The sequence below is a fragment of the Calditrichota bacterium genome (assembly GCA_020637445.1).
GTDB lineage: Bacteria > Electryoneota > RPQS01 > RPQS01 > RPQS01 > JABWCQ01.
In genome coordinates, this window is sequence record JACJVZ010000001.1 from 503,848 (window position 1) to 521,896 (window position 18,049).

An 18,049-nucleotide genomic window follows, 5' to 3' on the forward strand; every position below is an offset into this window, starting at 1 on the left:
CAATATGATGACGAAATACATACTTACATTTATTTGTGCAGTGAGTGTGGTCGGAGTGCTTTCCTGCTCTGATCCACGCACGGCGCCGACTTCGACGCCGAATCCAACTCATACGGAGTCCATTACGTTGTGGGAGGACGCCGTATCCAACGGGCAGATCATCAGTGCGGACTTCGAGGTACTGTCGGAGCTTGCTCAAATTGGCCATTACGGCATTGATACACCTGCAAGGCTGACTGTCGCGGCTTTCATAGAACCGGACGCGGACATTGCGTGGTACGAATCTGTCGTAAACGATTCGCTTCCGGCATGGGATGAAGAATTCATCCGCTATTTAGTCGCAATCGAAGAGCAGCAGGGAACAATAGACTCCGTAAACGCCATACGTACAATATGTGATTCGATTCCAAACGAATGTCCTTCCGATACGTCAGGCTTGATTCCTGCGGAAGACGCTGCACTTGCCATTCAAGCCGTCTACCAAGATTCCGTCGATGTCGCGGCAGTTGACACGACACGTCTCGGGCAGGTGCGTGATTCACTTGGACTAATCGTCGACGATCGATTCACTCTGGCTCTTTGGATGGACGACGATACGACTACGGCCTACCCCGAAGCCTTGAAAGACAGTCTTGGCAGACTTGGAGGACAGGAAATCTACCTTGCCATGACGGACGGACGAACGGGCATGAAGGGCCGAAGTTTCCAAATCGACCTGTCACAATTTGAAGGAGCGGACCTGAACAAACCGACTCGCCCTATCGAGTTTAATTGGTCGACCTGCTTCATCGGTTCCACGAGGCCGTGCATGTCCGTCGGCCTCCACACTCTGCACGCACGCGTTACGGGCACCGTTTCCAAAATCACCGCCGCAGTTGTTCTCGTTTATGCGGAGGACCTACCATGAACAAGAAATTTTGCAGGACGGTTCTGGCTATCGTGATCGTGCTCGTTGCCTGTGCACAGTCCTTTGCACTCGAAAAAGTCGGCACTACCTCAATGCAGCTTTTGAAGCTGCCGCTCGGAGTGCGCGGCCTGGGGATGGCGAACGCCTTTGTCGCTGCCGCCGAGGGCGCGGAATCTGTTTGGTGGAACCCGGGCGCGCTGACAACGGTCGAAAAAAACCACGTGCAAATCGCACAAATCAATCTTCCCGCGGATATCCAATGCAATGCGTTGTCGTACGCTCGACCGTGGGGAAAATATGGTGCGATGAGTGTTCACGTCATCAATTTGTTTACGAACGACATGCCGGTCAGAACATGGGAAGCTCCGGAAGGCACCGGCGAGTATTTCAATGCTTACGATTTCGTGATTGGCGGCTCCTACGCGCAGCGCTTGACGGACAAATTTTCGCTTGGCGGCAATCTGCGCTATCTCCGCAGTGGTCTCGAAAACGAAAGTTATGACGGCTTCAGCGTCGATCTTGGAACAGTGTACCATACTGGACTAAGGTCGCTCGTGCTTGGCATGGCGATTCAGAATCTTGGTCCGGAGGTAAAATACTCGGGCCAGTTTGCCGACTACCGAGAAGCGGGACTAAATAGTGAGCCAGTACCCGGAATGGAGAATTTTGAGGGCGCGTCGCTCCCGACGATGTTTCGTTTGGGTGTGTCATTCGACATGCTTCAGATGCTCGAAGTTGAGCACAACGAAAGCCACAGCACGTTGTTCGCGATTGAAATGGATCATCCGAACGACAACAAGGAACGGTTGAATTTTGGCGGCGAATACGGCTATCAAGAAACGCTGTTTCTGCGTGCGGGTGGAAAATTCGGCTATGACGAAGAGAGCTTCTCGCTTGGTTTCGGGCTCAGGTTTGACGTTATGAACGAATACACGCTTGACTTTGACTACGGCTACGCGCATTGGGGCCGCATCACGAGCGCAGGCGACGGGTTCATGGATCAACCGCACCGCTTCGCGGTCGCGTTCGCGTGGTAGGAGGACACAATATGAAATACAGAATTCTTGGACTCCTCTGTTCTTTATTGTTGCTCGCATTTTATGTAGGATGCGAAACGTCCGATCCGGGTTCCCCGTTGGCGAACAGGCCTCCGTCCACGAGAATTACCGCCGCCCCTCAGAACGGAACGGTGGTCAACCATTACTTCTCGCTGCACTGGGCTGGCAACGACGTCGACGGTGAAGTTGACGGCTACAACATTTTCATCGACGGCCAACTGGTCACCTATACCGCAAGCACGGACAGCACAATATCTTTCTCAGCACCGTCCACGGGCGAAATAGTCTCGCATACATTTGGTGTACAGGCTGTGGATGACGACGGGGATATCGATCCGGCACCGCCTGAGATTCAGTTTTATACGAGGAACACGGCACCCACGTGTATTATTTCCGGTGATAACATCGTCGGTCCGAACGCAAATGTAGGTCAAGGATTTCAAATTCGATTCGAATCCAGCGACGCAAACCGTTCGGGCATGTGGTTCTCGATGAGTCTCGATGACACAGCGAGTTGGACTGAATGGTCGCCGGATTCGATCTACATGTTCGCGAATCTTGCGCTCGATACTTTCCCCGCCAATGTGATTCCGGTTGACAATTCGGCGCTTACCGAGGGACAGCATACGATCTACGGTCGCTGCCGTGATTCAGGTTTTGCCGTTTCAAACATCGTTTCGCGCACAGTCAACGTCGCGTTGGATCACGTACCGACCGCGCCGGATCTCGTCGCAAGATACAACAGCGGCGTCTCGTCAGACAGTCTCTATCCGGACGGCTCAATTTATCATCAACTCAATGCGGAACTCGCCTTGTCCTACGAGGCATCCGCATTCAGCTATCGTGGACAAATTCACTCCTATAGATACCGAAATCCCGACGGGACATGGTCCGGGTGGGAAATTGAACCTTCGTTGATTCTAACGAACCTGCCTGCGGGAGAATATTCGTACGCATTTCAGGCCCGCGATCTTGCCGGTGTGGAGTCGGACACGACGTCGTTCTTCATCAATCTTGTGGAGCAAACTTTGACGGATTCTATTGTCGTCGTGGATGAGACGCGCAATGGAAACGGCGCCCCGACATTGCCGACCGATCAGCAAGTGGATGATTTTTACGCCACGCTTGTTGAAGGATATAAGGTCCGCAACATCGACATGAATGACCGTCAATCTACGGGTGGTCTGGTAACCGCGGGCGACGTCAAAGACATAGGTTTGGTGATTTGGCATGCCGATGATTGGAGCGAGCCGTATTACCTCGATGACAACCGACGTGTACTCGCTGAGTATATGCAGCGTGGCGGCCGTGTGATTCTAAGCGGCTGGAACGTCTTAGGCGCTATGGGCACGACCACGACGCGAGAATACTCTGAATCCGACTTTGAGTACCGTTATTTGAGACTGTTTGAAGCCGAACGCGATCCGGGTACCGTGCAGCAAGTCAATGGCATGGCAGGACAAAACGGTTTTCCGTCAGTAAGTGTAGATGGAACGAAACTTCTTGTTTCTTGGAACGGCGCGATAAACAGAACGTGGTCGTTCGATCCGCGCGGAGAGTGTACGATTATTGGTCGAATGACGACGGTCGATCCGGACTACTTCCAAAACGGAGAAGTTGGAGCCTACTATTACGACTTAAGTTTCCGTTGCGCCGTGTTCGGCATTCCGCTTTACTATTGCAATTTGAATGAGGTGCAGGCGTTGTTTGACGTCCTGATGCCACGCATGCTCGCCGGCCTGTAGTCCCGACAGACGAGAGGGAACATGCCACAAAAAAGAACCCGCCGAATTCACGGCGGGTTCTTTGCTTTGGAAACCACACTCAGCGCTTCAAAAGCAAATCCGGTGTTAACACCAAAACGCTTACGGCAAGCCCAACAAAAATTGGTTCAACGCCCAACCAATAGTCTCCCGTCGCTGACCAAAAACTTGACAGTCTCCACAGCAAGGCGGTACCACCTGCAAGCAGCATGGCCGTGGTTGCGATGTTCGCTTTAGGGGGAGATTTTGAGAACCATGCCAGAAGGGCGGGGAAGAGCAGAGCGGGTGCCGTGATGGAGCCGATGGAATACCACAACTCAATCACTGAATCGGAAAACCACGCAAGTGCCAGCGCGGTGAGCAATCCGAGTGCGCCGCCGACTTTCAAGAGTTTTAGCTTGTTTTGCGACTGATTTCGCCCCAACACATCGCGGCCCAGCGCCGCTCCCGCAATAAAAGTATAGCTGTCAATGGTTGAAGCGACGACTGCCACGAGAGCGGCGAGGAAGAGACCGAACAAGCCTACAGGCAGCACACGCGCGGCGAGTTCGGGAAACGCGAACACTGGGGAATCTATACTCCCGAGAATTGCCCGCGCATACAGGCCCGTCGCCGTGGTCATAAAATCAAACACAGCCCAGAACAAAATCGCAATCACGATTCCCGGCAGCACAAATTTCTCGGATCTTGCCGCAAACGCGCGTTCATAGAAAAGTGGTTCAACCAAAGTTGTCGAAGCGATTACATACCAAACGAGCACAGCGCCGATGGCCTGTCCACCGGTCGGAGTCAGCAAGTCGGACGAAACGTTCGCGCGAATGAATTCCAATCCGCCATGATGTTGATAAAGCATCGCGACCATCACGGCAAATCCAACGTACATAAAGACGAACTGAATCTTGTCCGTATTTACGACACTGGCCAAACCTCCTCGAAAGAGATAGAGAGTCGAGACTGCCGTTCCAACGAGCAGCGAAACGTGATAGGGCCAGCCGAACATCCACTCGATGAGTTTACCGAGCATCAACAAGTATGCGGCTGGCATCGTCGTCAGAAAAATAATGCCGCCGCAAACTCTGGCCGCGCCTTTTCCATAGGCTGATTCAAAACGATCAGGCAGCGACATCAATTCCGAGCGCCGGGCTTTCTTGGCTAAGATCAGAGCAAAGATCAGCGCGTAGAGATAGTATGGAACACCGAACACAAACCAATTAGAGAGCCCGTAAGAATACGAATATTCGCTTACACCCAAGATTCCGCCGTACCACGATGTGATCAACGACATCGCGAATGCGGGCAACGAGAGTCTGCGGCCCGCAATCAGGTAGTCGCTGTATTCACCCGCGCGCTTCCAAAGTCCCGCCGCGAAAACCGCTCCGACAGAAACGGCGACGATGACAAGGTCAATCCACGACGCATGCGCCAAACCTCCGTGCATCAAAGCTCGACCGCGAACGTGGTGTAAACGGCACGCGGAGCACCGACGATGTAGGTGTCGCCATAGCCGACCGTTTCGTATTCCGTGTCGAACAAATTATCGACGTGCATACGCAGCTCTGCGAGAGGTACGTTGCCGGGAAGATTATGCAATTGGTAACCCAAATCGAGATAGACCAACAAATACGATTTGACCGCCGTCGCTTCGTCCTCACTGTTGTCCGTAAACTGTTGGCCGACAAATCGCGACCCGAGACCGAATGTGAAGTTGCCGTGTTTGTGTGTTACTTGCAGATTTGCAAGATAGTCGGGATCCTGGCCAATTCGATTTCCGTCGCGAGACGTTAACTCGTACGTGTACCAGTCAACTTCGGAGTACTTTACGAATCTATGATCGGCGAGCGCAAGATTTCCGCTAAATTTCAGGTTGGCGACGGGTTCGACAGCACCGACGATCTCGAGGCCTTGGTGCCGTACTTTGTCGGCATTCGCTGAGAGTAGATTTCCTAAATCATCCAACTGTCCGTTGTCTGTCACAATCGCATCCGTTAGCTCCATGCGGTAGTAATTCACTCCCAAGTGTGCGCGCTGCCATTGTGCAATCGCGCCGAACTCAAAGTCGATCAGCTTCTCATCACTCAAAGTCGGCCCGACGTATTTGCCTCCCGAGTAACCATTTTCAAAACGGTACGGAGCATAGCGCGGTGAAGAATAAAAATCCTGGGCGTTGTACAAATCTCGAAATGCGGGCTCCCTCTGAGCCAGCGAAACGTTGCCGTAAACAAGCGTTAGCGGTCGCGCCTCGTTAGCCTCGAATAACCTGTAGTTCAATCCCACGCGTGGTGTGAAGGCGCTGAAGGTCTGGTCGAGCGTCACGTCATAGAGCACGTCTTTCTTCATTTGATAGCGCTGCGACTTCACCTGCAAATCCACCATGGCATTCAGCGGATCTGAGATCGAAAACAAATTATGTACGTAACCCGAGTACACCTGCTTAGCCACTCGGTAGTCGTAATAATGTTCGTCTGGATCCGAGTTGGGCGGCAGGTCAGACGCCCATTGCACTGTGCCTTCGTGATGTGCGCTGTGCAATCGAAGCTCCGCGCCGAACACCGTCTGGCCATATTTGTGCTTCCACGTTGCGCGCGGCACCCATCCGCCGTCGGTCTCGGCGATATTTCTGCGGCGCAGCAGAGTGACAATGTACTGTCCGGCAAATACATCGTTAAAGTACTCATACAAATCTTGATTGGTACGGTACTGGTCGTAGTACCCGTCGCCGCGGAAGAGATACAGCGAATTGTCCACAGATACGTTGTCGAGTACGCGCCACGTGTCATGCAACTCATAGTGTGGTTGAAAGAAATTGTCAATCTCACCGGGATACGTAAACGAGTTGTAGCGACGGTCTTTCTCTTTGTCTCCCGTGACTGTTCCTTCAAGATAATCTTTCGTAACGCCATCGTAAGCAAGATGAGTCTTCTCGGGACCACCGTAGAAGATAACTCTGGTTGTATGACGGCCGGAGAAACGCGATGCGGCCATATAGTAGCTCCACATCTTCACCCACGAGCCATACTTATATCCATCGGAATCCATTCGCGACAGCCTGCCTGCATATCCATACTTCTTTGCCACTCGGCCCGTCGTAAACTGCAAACTTGCGCGGCGCGTGTTCCAAGTACCGTACATGCCTTCCGCGCGCAATTTCGGGCGGTCACCCAAACCGGGCGTTTTCGTTACAAGGTTGATTGATCCTCCCAGTGACGCCGCACCATATAGAGAACTTCCGATGCCTCGCTGCACCTGCATATCCTGCGTGTCTTCGGCAAAATCCGGCAAGTCAATCCAAAATACTTCATGAGATTCCGCGTCGTTCAAAGGAATACCGTTGAGGTAGACTCCGACACGATTCTGTGAAAATCCTCTCAGCCGAAGATACGAGTATCCGAAACCGTTTCCTCCGTCGGAATATGTGTTGACACTCGGCGTTTGTGTGAAGAGTTGCGGCAAATCCTGACCGAAACTTGTACGGTCAATCGTTTCGCGGTCCACATTGGTAAAAGTCACGGGATAATCAGACGTTGCTCGCGTCGTAGTAACGGTCACGTCATCCATCTTGTACTTTGGCGCCTCTTCATATGCGCCGGCGCTTTCCGCCCCGGTGGCGAAGGGTTTTAGCTCTACATTGAACTCTGTTTGATCCGCGTCCGCCAAAACAATAATTGCAGTGTACGGCGAATAACCGTCGCGCGTTACTTTGACCACGACACTTTCCTGTTCAAAATTCTTGGTCTCGTATCGACCGAATTTGTTCGTTACGGCGACTTCCTCCAAATCCACTTCAACGGTTGCGCCTTCAACCGGTCTGCCGTTCGACCAATCCGTCACGACTCCCGTGAGGGCCGATCCCGCAAACGCTGACACAAAACTAAGTAGAAACACAAACACAAATCGCATCGCAGATGCCTCCAAAAAGCAAAAAACCGCAGCCCGTTCACAAAACGGCTGCGGCTATCACCATGAGTCACTCTTTCTCGAGCGGCTGCGTTGACCGCACCGTTTCCTTCGCCGGCATTATCCGGATCAGGTTCGAGGGTCTCTCTCAGGCCGCTTCCGGATCTGCTCCGTGCGACCACCCCTACGGCTGCAAGCCCAAGTAACGAAAACCGGACGAAGTTGTCAAGAGGCATACTTTCCGCAATGTGTAAAGTTTCACAATGTAAATCTCAATCTATTGTGACTTATAGCACTTGACTCCGGCTTAGATTCCCCTTATATTGCGAATCTGACTATCAAAGTCATATTTAGGAAAAACCTCATGTTAATCTCCCTGCAAGCCGACTACGCCCTCCGCATGCTAATGTATGTGGCCCGCGGCCATTCTGAAGGCAAAACCTTTGTTACTCGTGAAATTGCCGAGCAGCAACGCATACCGCGTGTTTTTTTGACGAAAATCGTGGCATATCTTTCGAGCGAAGGACTGCTTGAAACCCACCGTGGCAAAGGTGGCGGCATAGCTCTTGGACGTAAGCCAGAAGATATCAATATGTTGGAGGTCATTGAAGCCTTTGAAGGGTCATTGGCGTTCAACGAATGTTCCACCGATCCGGCGGCCTGCGCATTGTCGCAAGAGTGCGTCGTACGTCATGTCTGGCAAGAGGCGGAGGATCATGTGCGCAATTTCTTTCGCAGCAAATCGTTGGCCGACTTGCTGGAAATTGAGCAAAAACAGGCGTACACGCAGATTCAGCCAGTCCTCCACGGTAACGGCAAAGAATCCGTAGCCGCCCGCAACTAAGCGGTAGAAAGAAGAGTAAAAATGGGCGAACGCAGGCAAGCTGCGTGCGCATTGACTGTTTTTCCTCTTTTCCTCGTTCGAATTTCAAATTTTCAAATACCGGAGTAGCCTTGAACCATCTTGAAGTGCGCGGCCTGCATGTCGCGGTAGAAGGGAAGGAAATTCTTCGTGGCCTGGACCTGACGGTTCCGGTGGGCGAAGTACATGCGATCATGGGGCCCAACGGCGGTGGCAAGTCGACTTTGTCCTCAGCCATCATGGGACATCCCAAATACGAAGTGACCGGAGGTGATATTCTCTGGAAGGGGGATAGCCTTCTCGAGTTGGAGCCGGATGAGCGCGCCAAGAAGGGTCTTTTCTTGGCGTTTCAATATCCTCAGGAAATTTACGGCGTTTCCGTGAACAACTTCTTGCGTTTGGCAATGACTGAGCGATTCGGGCAAACCCCGAGCTTTAAGGAATTTGATGCCGAAATGAAGAAATGGCTTCAGCTGTTGGACATTCGACCTGAATTCACGAAGCGCTATTTGAACGAAGGGTTCTCGGGTGGCGAGAAGAAGCGCAACGAGATTCTGCAAATGGGAATGTTGAAACCTGAGATGGCGATCATGGACGAAACCGATTCTGGTCTCGACATTGACGCCCTCAAGATTGTAGCCAACGGCGTAAACAGCATGCGCGGAGAAGGATTCGGCGCGCTTGTGATCACCCACTATCAGCGTCTGCTCGACTACATCGTTCCCGACGTCGTACATATTCTGGTCAACGGCCGTATCGTCAAGTCCGGAGACAAATCGCTTGCGCTCCAGCTTGAAAAGGAAGGTTACGACTGGGTGAAAGACGAAGTCGCAGCTTAAGCGAATTGTGACGGCGAACGGTTTGGATATCGTTGACACTCTCCGCCTGGAGCTTGGACTAAGTGTGATGCTGGACGAGACCGGACGGCCGCGCTTGAACGAAGGCGTAGAACGCCCGCGTTGGCCCGGTAAACTTGATCCTTCCAAAACAGTCGTCATGGACACGTCGCCGACACAAGACGGAGAGTTTTGGCCGGCGCCGCGTTTTGAAATACTGATTGCAAACCTCGATTCCGTGGGGATCAAGGTCGTACAAGTCGGCGATCCCGCGTCGGAGAGATTGGCGCGCGCCGATCACGTTTTTCGAAAACTGAATGCGTCCGAGCGCGCCGGTGTCATCTCGGAGGCGTTGCTCTGGATTGGCATGAACACGTCATGGCGATACATCGCGGCGGCGCTAAACAAACCTCAAGTTGTCATCGTGTCAAGCCGAGACGACGTTAAGCCAAGTTGGAATGACACGTTTATTGTCGATGCCGCCTCGCACAAAGCCGAAAGCAAAACACTCGGTCCGATTTCCGTGACGTCCGTTGCCGAGGCCGCGACGAAAGCTCTGAAGCAGCTTGGCATCGCCGCACAATTGTGAAAACACTCGGTCCGCGCTACGGAAGTGCGATCAAGAAACTTAGCTATTGGTGGAAAACGCGGAATCGCCCAAGCCAACCGATAGTCGTCACCCACTGCGGGAAACTCGGAGACTTCATTGCTTGCCTGCCCGTAGCAAGCTGGCTCTACAAGACTCACGGCGACAAAATCCACTTTGTGCTGGCCAAGAGCTTTGGTCCGTTTTCACAAATTGACTCTCTCTTGATGCTGCAAGAAATGACTCACAAGGTCACTCTTGTGGATTTTCCGGTGGTCGATTGGGAAAAGGGCGGCGAACCCTACGTCCACGATCCCAACCAATTCGGTGTCGTAACATCTGAATACTACAATCTCGGATTTCGCCGGACGCCGCGAAGATTTGTTCCGGAGTATGTCGCTGAAGAGCACGGTTTGGGCTACGACCCTGAATTCAAATTGAATCTCGGGGACTATCCCTTCACAGACGAAATTCTGGTCGGTGATGAACACATGCTGGTCGAAGTTCCGCATGCGCAAGTGCTCGATCTTTCGCAAGACATTCTGACAAACGCCCGCCGTATGGCCGGTGCGCGCGAATCGCACGTCAGTCAATCAGGTTTGTTTCACGTTCTCGATTGGGCCGGCGTGACGCCGACTCGAGTTTACATCTATCCTCATTCCGTCAATATCCACCTTTTCACGCGCCGCCTGCATGAATTCGAGATCGTAAACGTGCAGCGAGACGTGCGGCCACGCAACTAAGGATGCCAAGCTACATCATTCACAGCGGATGGTGGTGCGACGAAACTCGCCGGCACATCGGCGCGAACTACAACGAATCCGATGATCGTGTGCGCACGCCCGGCTTCTTTGACGTTTGGTACGAATGTGTCAAGACGTTTGCCGATCCTGTTCAGATTTTTGTTGCAGATTCGGCCAGTCCCCTAAAACCCGACTTGTCAAACAAACAAGTCGAGTGGGTAAATCTAGCCAAGAATTTCAAGCATGGGATGATCTGCGAGGGCAAGTATGGTGGATGGACGCGCTCGTTCTCGCTCGGAGCGATGCACGCCTACTTGAATGACGCCGATTACTCCGTGTTTTTGGAGCAGGACTGCTTGATCGTCGGCGAAGGCATCATCGAAGACTGCATCGCAAAGATGGGCAATGCCAAGATCATGTACGGCGCAACCAGTCCCGTTCGCATCGAGCAGAGTTTTGTCGTCATTCGCCGCGACTACATCCTCGATTTCCTGCACGGATTTCTGGGGATGAAGCAAAGTGACAAAGATCTTTTTACCGAAGTCAAGTTCCAACGGCTTCAAAAGCGCGCGCGTGCACTCCGCGCAGTAGGACTTCCCGCCGCGGGATTCGAGCCGTTGCCTTTTGGATTCGGCCGAAACCGTCCACTTGACTTATCCGAACCTAAGTTCTACGCACAGCAATGGTCGCGTGAAGAACTGGAATCGCTCAACAAACGTGTCAAATTTGAGTCACTCACGCGTCTGTTGAATGCGACAGCTTAAATTGCTTTCATAATTTGGAGATACACAATGCCACCATCGAAAGAATTCACTCTCGATCTTGACAATTACGACCGTTACGGCTTTTCGATGCCCGAAAAGAACGTCGTTAAGCTGCCGAAGGGATTGTCAAAGCAGGTCGTTGAGGAAATTTCGAAATTCAAGAACGAACCTGAGTGGATGCTCAAGCTGCGCCTAAAGGGGCTTGACTACTTCTATAAGAAGCCGCTCCCTGAATGGGGTCCGAACCTCAAGGACATTGACTGGGACGACATCTACTACTATATCAAACCGTCCGACAAGGTTGCGACGGATTGGGATGCCGTTCCGGAAGAAATCCGGGAAACGTACGACAAGCTCGGTATTCCGGAAGCTGAAAAGAAGTTTCTCGCGGGAGTTGGCGCGCAGTACGAGAGCGAAGTTGTTTATCACTCGCTGCAAGAACAGTGGAGTAAGCAAGGCGTCGTATTTCTCGATACCGACACGGGCCTAAAAGAATATCCGGATCTCTACAAAGAGTATTTCAATAAGGCTATTCCGGCCGGTGACAACAAACTCGCCGCGCTCAATACGGCCGTATGGTCGGGCGGAAGTTTTATCTACGTGCCGAAGGGAGTCCATGTCACAATTCCGCTTCAGGCCTACTTCCGGATTAACGCGCAGAACGCCGGCCAATTCGAACGCACGCTGATTATCGCCGATGAAGGCTCGAGTGTGCATTACGTCGAAGGCTGCACCGCGCCGGTCTATTCGAGCGACTCATTGCACTCCGCCGTTGTTGAGATTTTCGTAAAGAAAGACGCCCGCGTTCGTTACACGACGATTCAGAACTGGTCGAAGAACGTGTACAATCTTGTAACCAAGCGCGCCATTGCCGAAGAGGGCGCGACGATGGAGTGGGTGGACTGCAACATCGGATCGAAAGTTACGATGAAATACCCGTCCGTATATTTGATGGGCCGCGGTGCCAAGGCCGATATTCTGTCGGTCGCGTATGCCGGTTCCGGAATGCACACCGAGGCCGGGGCGAAAGTGATTCACAATGCGCCCGACACGACATCCGTCGTGTTGTCCAAATCCATTTCGCGTGGCGGCGGCCGCACGTCGTACAGGGGTCTGGTCGAAGTCGCAAAGGGTGCGACGAACAGCAAGAGCACCGTCGGATGTGACGCGCTTCTGCTTGACGATCACAGCCGCAGCGACACGTATCCTTACATGAATATTCAGGAAGATCGTGTCGAGCTCGGACACGAAGCCACGGTCTCAAAGATCGGCGACGAGCAGGTGTTTTATCTTCAGAGCCGCGGAATTTCCGAAGAAGAAGCCATGACTATGATCGTGCGCGGATTTATTGAACCAGTCGTGAAGGAACTTCCGATGGAGTACGCGCTCGAAATGAACCGCTTGATCCAGTTGCAGATGGAGGGATCCGTTGGCTGAGGCTCGCACAACCCAACTACAGATGAGTTATCTCGAGAAAATATCCAGCGGACAAACGCTTTTCTCGGCGGACGACCGCGCGGAAGCGCTCAATCTTGCCCGCTCGACGGATTTGCCGCCGCGTGATGCAGAACTTTGGCGTAAGAACAATGCGGGTGCTTTCCCGTGGGACAAGATCGAATCGGTGACGGATGCAACGAGGTTTGAAACCGTGATCAACGTCCGCAGCGGCCTGACGCAAGACGCGCTGCTCGCGACACCTTCAGACCGCGAGTTGTTCGCTTCGATGCTGAAGATTGAAGACGGCGATACGGACTCGAAGTTTCTGCACTTCAACCGCGCGCTCTCGGCCAACCCGGTGTGCTTGCGAGTGCCCGCGAATACGACGGGAGTCGTGATTGATCTCACGCACCGCCACTTCGGGCCGGGACTTTCTGCTCCTGTAACTCTGGTTATCGTTGAAAGCGGCGCGGAGGCCGTTATCTTTGACCGTTGGGAAACGGATAACAAGGATGCGCCGGTCATTGGCCGAAGTGAAATCCTTGTCAAAGCGGGAGCGCGGCTCCACTATGCACACGATGAAGTCGTACCGCAAGACAGTGCGATTTACCGTTCCGGCAGAATCTTCGTCGAGCGCGACGGCTATCTGAACTGGAGTTCATTTACGACGGGCGGCGCGTGGCATGTTTCGCAAATGAGGATGGACTTGATCGGCCCGAACACCGAGTGTCATTTGAGTGGCTTGTTCAGCGGGCACGGCGAAGCAAAAGCCGATCACCGCACTCACCAGCATCACAACACGCCGAACGGATTTTCAAATCTGCTTTTCAAAACCCTGCTTGCGGACACCGCGCATTCGGTTTATCAGGGCGTAATTACCGTACCGCAGCACGCGCAGAAAACCGATGCATACCAAACCTGCCGTAACTTGATGTTGGACCCCGGCACGCACGCCGACGCAATTCCGAAGCTCGAAATCGTGGCCGACGACGTCAAGTGCAGTCACGGCGCGTCCATCGGAACGCTGAACAAGGAACAACTTTTCTATTTGCAGACGCGTGGACTAAATTACCGCGAAGCGTTGACTGCCATCAGTATGGGTTTCGGCGAAGAGGTCATCGATACGGTGCCTGAAGTGTTGGATGACGTGCGGCAGAATTGGCGCGAACGGGTTTCGCGCACCATTGGTCGCGCGGCAAATCACTGAGAGACTAAAACGCCCCTGATGATCACGGTCATTGGGGCGTTCCTGTATAGTGCGGGCCATATATGTCCCGCGAAAATCGAGATTCTTTTAGTTGCGCTGCGTTACTTTGCGACCCAAAATGTAGCGCGAAAAGTGTGTGACCTTGGCTTCAATCCAACCGTTGTGATCGTTGATCCACGTATCGAGTTGCTCAAACTCGCCGCTTTCCGGATTGTAGTAGTAAAAGGCGACGTCTGCGGCATAGGTGCCCACTGGAAAATCGACGACGGTTGAGTCGATCCAGAGCTTGACGGAGTCTTGAAATGACAGCCCAGTCGGACCGTATTCAAGCTGCGCGAAGGTTGGATCGGCGACGACAATGTCGCACTCAAGATCCGGTTGAGATCCGAGACACCCGGGATAGACGAACAAACCGACCATGCATTCGATCTGGATATGCGTGGTTGCTGTATCCGTGACCCACTCTGCAGCACGATAGTTTGCGGCCGCCGCACGCGACCTTCCCGAGTCACTCCACCAAAAGAACTCGGCTCCATTACCGGGTCCGGATTCCAACATGTTGAGGGTTGGTTCGGCGGGGTGAAAAGTTTCGGATGAATCGCTGTCGGTATCGCATCCTATGTTCAAGAGAACAAGGATACACAAAATCGCGGCAACAAATCGGTTCATATCCACCACATAGTTTAATAATCTGGCCTTTGCCCACATAAATGGCAATGAATGGGCCACAATAAGTCATACGGATCAGGAATATTCGTTAGATGGATCAAGAAACTAAGTCAATTAAGATTTGCAGCGTATCTGATATTCCGAAAAACAGCGGAAAAGGCTTTGAAGTCGGAAAACTTGAACTTGCTATCTTTCAGTCGGATGGAAAGTGGTATGCAACGAGTGATCTCTGCAGCCACGAAGATGAGTATTTGACGGACGGTTGGCTTGAAGGCGACTGCATCGAGTGCCCGCGTCACGGCGCAAGATTCTCGTTAAAGACCGGTGAAGCGCTTTCGCTGCCGGCTACAGAACCGATTGAGACTTTCACAGTTGAGATAAAGGGAGACGACGTCTACGTCTCTGTTCCTGCCAAATATTTGCAGGCCGAAGGAGCATAAAGTGAGTCTGGGACGCGACGTCCGGCTGGACTTCCCGATTCTAAATGTGAAGGTAAACGGCAAGCCGCTCGTATATCTTGACAGCGCCGCCAGTTCGCAGAAGCCGAACGAGGTGATGACGGCATATTGTCGCTTCTGTGAGTCGCGTTATGCCAACGTTCATCGCGGAATCCATACGCTTGGCGAGGCGGCGACCGGAGACTATGAATTCGCGCGCAAAGCCGTCACGAGATTCGTGAATGCACCGGCGCTCGAAGGGATGATCTTTACGCGCGGCACGACCGAGTCTATCAATCTTGTTGCCCATTCCTTTGGCAAAAAGTTTATTAAGTCCGGCCAATCGATTGTGTTGACTCCGATGGAGCATCATGCCAATCTGATTCCATGGCAGTTGACCGCGAAGGAAGTCGGAGCGGAACTCAAGTTCATTCCGCTGCTAAGCGACGGAACGATTAATCTGAGTGAGGCAAGCAAACTCATTGATTCGAACACGGCACTCGTCGCCGTCACGCACGTTTCCAATGTGCTGGGTACAATTAACCCCGTGGCGGTGATCATCGAAATTGCTCATAGAGCGGGAGCAAAAGTCCTCATCGACGGCGCGCAATCTGTTCCGCATATGCCTGTAGACTTAACGGCCTTGAATCCCGATTTCTACGCGTTTTCCGCGCACAAAATGCTCGGCCCAACCGGTATTGGTTTGCTGTATGGTCGTCCGGAGATTCTCGAGGAAATGGATCCATTCCAAACTGGCGGCGAGATGATTCGGGAAGTTTTCTTGGATCATGCGACGTGGAATGATCTGCCGTACAAATTCGAGGCCGGAACTCCCGCGATTGCAGAAGCGATCGGTTTGACGGCAGCGGTCGAATATCTTGAGAACATTGGGATGGATAACGTTGCGGAGCAGGACCACGCGCTGACGGAATATGCTTTGAACAGATTGTTGGAGGAGGAGGGAATCGACATTTATGGCCCTCGTGCGAACCGCGCCGGCGTGATTTCTTTCAATGTTTCGGGGATTCATCCGCACGATTTAGCCGCACTGCTGGATCGAGAGGGTGTCGCAATTCGCGCGGGGCATCACTGCTGCCAGCCGCTCATGCGCTGGCTCGGTGTTCAAGCTACCGCACGCGCCAGCATGTATGTTTACAACACGACATCCGATATCGACGCCTTAGTCGAAGCGGTTCGCACAGCTCGAGCAATTCTCGCATGAACGATCTTTATAGCGATATCTTGCTGGATCATTACAGACTCCCGCGCAACAAAGGCACACTTGCAGATGAGACTACGCACGCCGAGGGCAAAAATCCGTTGTGCGGCGATGAACTGACTCTATACCTGAAGATTGAGGGCGACCGGGTTGCAGATATCAGTTTTGAGGGCAAAGGCTGCGCAATTTCAATGGCCAGCGCTTCCATGTTGACGGAGGATCTAAAAGGCCGTACTGTTGACGAAGTAAAACGCCGCATCGGGCAGTTTCGTTCTTTGATTCGTGAAGGAAAGGAACCAGAAGGGGAGTCCATGGATGATATTGCCTCGCTTGTCGGAGTTGCCCAGCTTCCCGTGCGTGTGAAGTGCGCGACGCTGCCGTGGACGACGATGGAAGAAGCTCTAAAATCGGCTGGAAAATAGGCGTTTGACGGACGGCTTTTTCGCGCTGACTGTAGCATAAAGCTGCTCTTTGATTTGAACTTGCTATGTCAAGGTAATTTGACTTTTCTTGGTCTGATAGTTGCTGCCCCACTTGTGGATACACGCAACTATTGGTAGCAGACATGGAAACTAAGCTCAAAAACTTGAGCAAGATTACGCTTGGTGGCATTGATACGATTACGAGCGCCATTTCATTGGCTCTGAAACGCGCTGGATATCGCGGTGCGATCTACGGAATAGACGAACCTGATTCAGTTTCCTACGGATGGCGGCGGGGCTGCATCACGGATGGCGGCGGCGATTGTCACGTAGGGATGAAAGGCAGCGAGTTGATCGTCCTTTCGCGGGAGGGCGGGGATCCGCGGGACAGGTTGGCGACGCTCCTTGAACTGGCGGAGCCCGGTTCAATTGTTCTTGATGCGACTCGGGTCAAGGGTCACGAAGATTCAGTTTTTGAGTCAAACGGCCGCACCGACGTCCACCACGTTGGGTTTCACGTGGTGCAGGACATCCTTCGTGACGAACCCGGCGCGACTCCCTCTGATTTCTACTTTGACGGAAAGTCGATCATCCTGACACCGCGGGTCAAAGCGGATTATCCGGCATACAGAATGTTTGCGGAGATATTCGAATTAGTTGGCGCGCAGGTTATCGCAATGAGTCCGAATGATTTTCGCGATCGATATTCATTGCTCGAAGTCATCCCCGACTTATTGAATCTGCTGCAGCTCGAAGAAGTGTTTAGGTCCATGAGCGCGGAAGAAGTAAGCGGCGACTTTCTCGGTTCACGAGTCGTAGGCCGGGTTCGGCGATTGAGAAACTTGCAGGATAAGGCATGGTGCGAGTCGTTCATCGGAACAAGTGAATTCGTGACGAAGCATCTTGCCAACATCGAGTCTTCAATAGCTTCGCTGCGCAATTCGCTTTCGGAGCAAACTGTGCGTGCGAAAGCGAATGAGGTCATCCGCAAGAGTTCGCATATTGCGGCTGACGTCAAGCCAGACTGTTGTTGCGAAGTAATCGTCACGACGGCGGGCGACGTTTCCGTCAAACAAAAAATCGCCCGTGCGCTTGCGGAATCGCAAGTAGTGATTAAGAAACTTGAAGAGATGTCGGGGACAAACGGAGAAGCGTTCAAACTTCAAATGAACAATGAGGCGGATCGAAAGAAGGCTGTGCAGTCGTTGCGCGCCGCGGGGATTAAGATCGAATTAACCGATTGAT

At 52.7% G+C, this 18,049-nt stretch carries 17 protein-coding genes and 1 riboswitch; of the genes, 14 read left to right on the forward strand and 3 right to left on the reverse strand.

Translation table 11 applies throughout. The features are described 5' to 3' along the window. The first annotated feature begins 7 nt into the window (after positions 1-7). Genes H6507_01880 through H6507_01890 form a run of 3 tightly spaced genes read left to right on the forward strand, consistent with a single transcriptional unit; the run spans position 8 to position 3,710 of the window. A complete protein-coding gene (locus tag H6507_01880; protein ID MCB9367851.1) occupies positions 8-907 on the forward strand; it encodes a hypothetical protein in 900 nt (299 codons plus the stop codon). After that, complete coding sequence (locus tag H6507_01885) at positions 904-1,944, forward strand: PorV/PorQ family protein (protein MCB9367852.1); 1,041 nt, start codon at positions 904-906, stop codon at positions 1,942-1,944. The genes H6507_01880 and H6507_01885 overlap by 4 nt, the downstream gene beginning before the upstream one ends. A gap of 11 nt (positions 1,945-1,955) precedes the next feature. Further along, positions 1,956-3,710: a hypothetical protein gene (locus H6507_01890; protein ID MCB9367853.1), complete on the forward strand. Its 1,755-nt coding sequence runs from the start codon at positions 1,956-1,958 to the stop codon at positions 3,708-3,710. 79 nt (positions 3,711-3,789) lie between these two features. Here H6507_01890 and H6507_01895 read toward each other — a convergent pair whose 3' ends face one another. Together H6507_01895 and H6507_01900 are read right to left on the reverse strand one after the other, a co-directional pair. Further along, positions 3,790-5,166 carry a sodium:solute symporter family protein gene (locus H6507_01895; protein MCB9367854.1) on the reverse strand — a complete coding sequence of 459 codons (1,377 nt, stop codon included), beginning with the start codon at positions 5,164-5,166 and terminating at the stop codon, positions 3,790-3,792. After that, on the reverse strand, positions 5,166-7,625 hold the full coding sequence (locus H6507_01900) for a TonB-dependent receptor (GenBank protein ID MCB9367855.1): 2,460 nt from the start codon (positions 7,623-7,625) through the stop codon (positions 5,166-5,168). Before H6507_01900 ends, H6507_01895 begins: the two co-directional genes overlap by 1 nt. An 86-nt stretch (positions 7,626-7,711) precedes the next feature. Next, positions 7,712-7,818, reverse strand: a riboswitch (TPP riboswitch). 168 nt (positions 7,819-7,986) lie between these two features. Between H6507_01900 and H6507_01905 the strand changes: the two genes are divergently transcribed. The 7 genes from H6507_01905 (at position 7,987) to H6507_01935 (ending at position 14,057) form a co-directional block, all read left to right on the forward strand. Then, the gene (locus H6507_01905; GenBank protein ID MCB9367856.1) at positions 7,987-8,466 is read left to right on the forward strand and encodes an Rrf2 family transcriptional regulator; all 480 of its coding nucleotides are present in this window, start codon (positions 7,987-7,989) and stop codon (positions 8,464-8,466) included. Positions 8,467-8,576: 110 nt separating this feature from the next. Beyond that, positions 8,577-9,323: a Fe-S cluster assembly ATPase SufC gene (sufC, locus tag H6507_01910; protein MCB9367857.1), complete on the forward strand. Its 747-nt coding sequence runs from the start codon at positions 8,577-8,579 to the stop codon at positions 9,321-9,323. Positions 9,324-9,345: 22 nt separating this feature from the next. Then, the gene (locus H6507_01915) at positions 9,346-9,909 is read left to right on the forward strand and encodes a hypothetical protein (GenBank protein MCB9367858.1); all 564 of its coding nucleotides are present in this window, start codon (positions 9,346-9,348) and stop codon (positions 9,907-9,909) included. Further along, positions 9,906-10,649: a hypothetical protein gene (locus tag H6507_01920; GenBank protein ID MCB9367859.1), complete on the forward strand. Its 744-nt coding sequence runs from the start codon at positions 9,906-9,908 to the stop codon at positions 10,647-10,649. The genes H6507_01915 and H6507_01920 overlap by 4 nt, the downstream gene beginning before the upstream one ends. A 2-nt stretch (positions 10,650-10,651) precedes the next feature. Further along, positions 10,652-11,413 (forward strand): hypothetical protein, encoded by a 762-nt coding sequence (locus H6507_01925; protein ID MCB9367860.1) that lies wholly within the window; start codon positions 10,652-10,654, stop codon positions 11,411-11,413. A gap of 27 nt (positions 11,414-11,440) precedes the next feature. Continuing rightward, positions 11,441-12,850: a Fe-S cluster assembly protein SufB gene (gene sufB, locus H6507_01930; GenBank protein ID MCB9367861.1), complete on the forward strand. Its 1,410-nt coding sequence runs from the start codon at positions 11,441-11,443 to the stop codon at positions 12,848-12,850. Beyond that, positions 12,843-14,057: a SufD family Fe-S cluster assembly protein gene (locus tag H6507_01935; GenBank protein ID MCB9367862.1), complete on the forward strand. Its 1,215-nt coding sequence runs from the start codon at positions 12,843-12,845 to the stop codon at positions 14,055-14,057. Before sufB ends, H6507_01935 begins: the two co-directional genes overlap by 8 nt. Before the next feature lie 87 nt (positions 14,058-14,144). Here the strand turns inward: H6507_01935 and H6507_01940 are convergent, their stop codons facing one another. Then, entirely contained in the window at positions 14,145-14,726 is a 582-nt protein-coding gene (locus H6507_01940; GenBank protein MCB9367863.1) for a hypothetical protein, read from the reverse strand. Positions 14,727-14,818: 92 nt separating this feature from the next. On the opposite strand from H6507_01940, the gene H6507_01945 reads away from it, so the two are divergent. The 4 genes from H6507_01945 to H6507_01960 all read left to right on the forward strand — a co-directional run bounded on the left by H6507_01945 (position 14,819) and on the right by H6507_01960 (position 18,048). Beyond that, positions 14,819-15,166, forward strand: coding sequence for a non-heme iron oxygenase ferredoxin subunit (locus H6507_01945; protein MCB9367864.1), 348 nt, complete (start codon positions 14,819-14,821; stop codon positions 15,164-15,166). A 1-nt stretch (position 15,167) separates the two neighbouring features. Further along, entirely contained in the window at positions 15,168-16,385 is a 1,218-nt protein-coding gene (locus H6507_01950; protein ID MCB9367865.1) for a cysteine desulfurase, read from the forward strand. Beyond that, entirely contained in the window at positions 16,382-16,804 is a 423-nt protein-coding gene (locus tag H6507_01955; GenBank protein MCB9367866.1) for an SUF system NifU family Fe-S cluster assembly protein, read from the forward strand. The genes H6507_01950 and H6507_01955 overlap by 4 nt, the downstream gene beginning before the upstream one ends. A gap of 143 nt (positions 16,805-16,947) precedes the next feature. After that, positions 16,948-18,048: a prephenate dehydrogenase/arogenate dehydrogenase family protein gene (locus H6507_01960; protein MCB9367867.1), complete on the forward strand. Its 1,101-nt coding sequence runs from the start codon at positions 16,948-16,950 to the stop codon at positions 18,046-18,048. The last annotated feature ends 1 nt before the right edge of the window (position 18,049 follow it).

Coding starts and splice junctions, on each gene's coding strand:
- H6507_01880 (MCB9367851.1), top strand. CDS start 8: ATGACGAAATACATACTTACATTTATTTGTGCAGTGAGTGTGGTCGGA.
- H6507_01885 (MCB9367852.1), top strand. CDS start 904: ATGAACAAGAAATTTTGCAGGACGGTTCTGGCTATCGTGATCGTGCTC.
- H6507_01890 (MCB9367853.1), top strand. CDS start 1,956: ATGAAATACAGAATTCTTGGACTCCTCTGTTCTTTATTGTTGCTCGCA.
- H6507_01895 (MCB9367854.1), bottom strand. CDS start 5,166: ATGCACGGAGGTTTGGCGCATGCGTCGTGGATTGACCTTGTCATCGTC.
- H6507_01900 (MCB9367855.1), bottom strand. CDS start 7,625: ATGCGATTTGTGTTTGTGTTTCTACTTAGTTTTGTGTCAGCGTTTGCG.
- H6507_01905 (MCB9367856.1), top strand. CDS start 7,987: ATGTTAATCTCCCTGCAAGCCGACTACGCCCTCCGCATGCTAATGTAT.
- H6507_01925 (MCB9367860.1), top strand. CDS start 10,652: ATGCCAAGCTACATCATTCACAGCGGATGGTGGTGCGACGAAACTCGC.
- sufB (MCB9367861.1), top strand. CDS start 11,441: ATGCCACCATCGAAAGAATTCACTCTCGATCTTGACAATTACGACCGT.
- H6507_01940 (MCB9367863.1), bottom strand. CDS start 14,726: ATGAACCGATTTGTTGCCGCGATTTTGTGTATCCTTGTTCTCTTGAAC.
- H6507_01945 (MCB9367864.1), top strand. CDS start 14,819: ATGGATCAAGAAACTAAGTCAATTAAGATTTGCAGCGTATCTGATATT.
- H6507_01955 (MCB9367866.1), top strand. CDS start 16,382: ATGAACGATCTTTATAGCGATATCTTGCTGGATCATTACAGACTCCCG.
- H6507_01960 (MCB9367867.1), top strand. CDS start 16,948: ATGGAAACTAAGCTCAAAAACTTGAGCAAGATTACGCTTGGTGGCATT.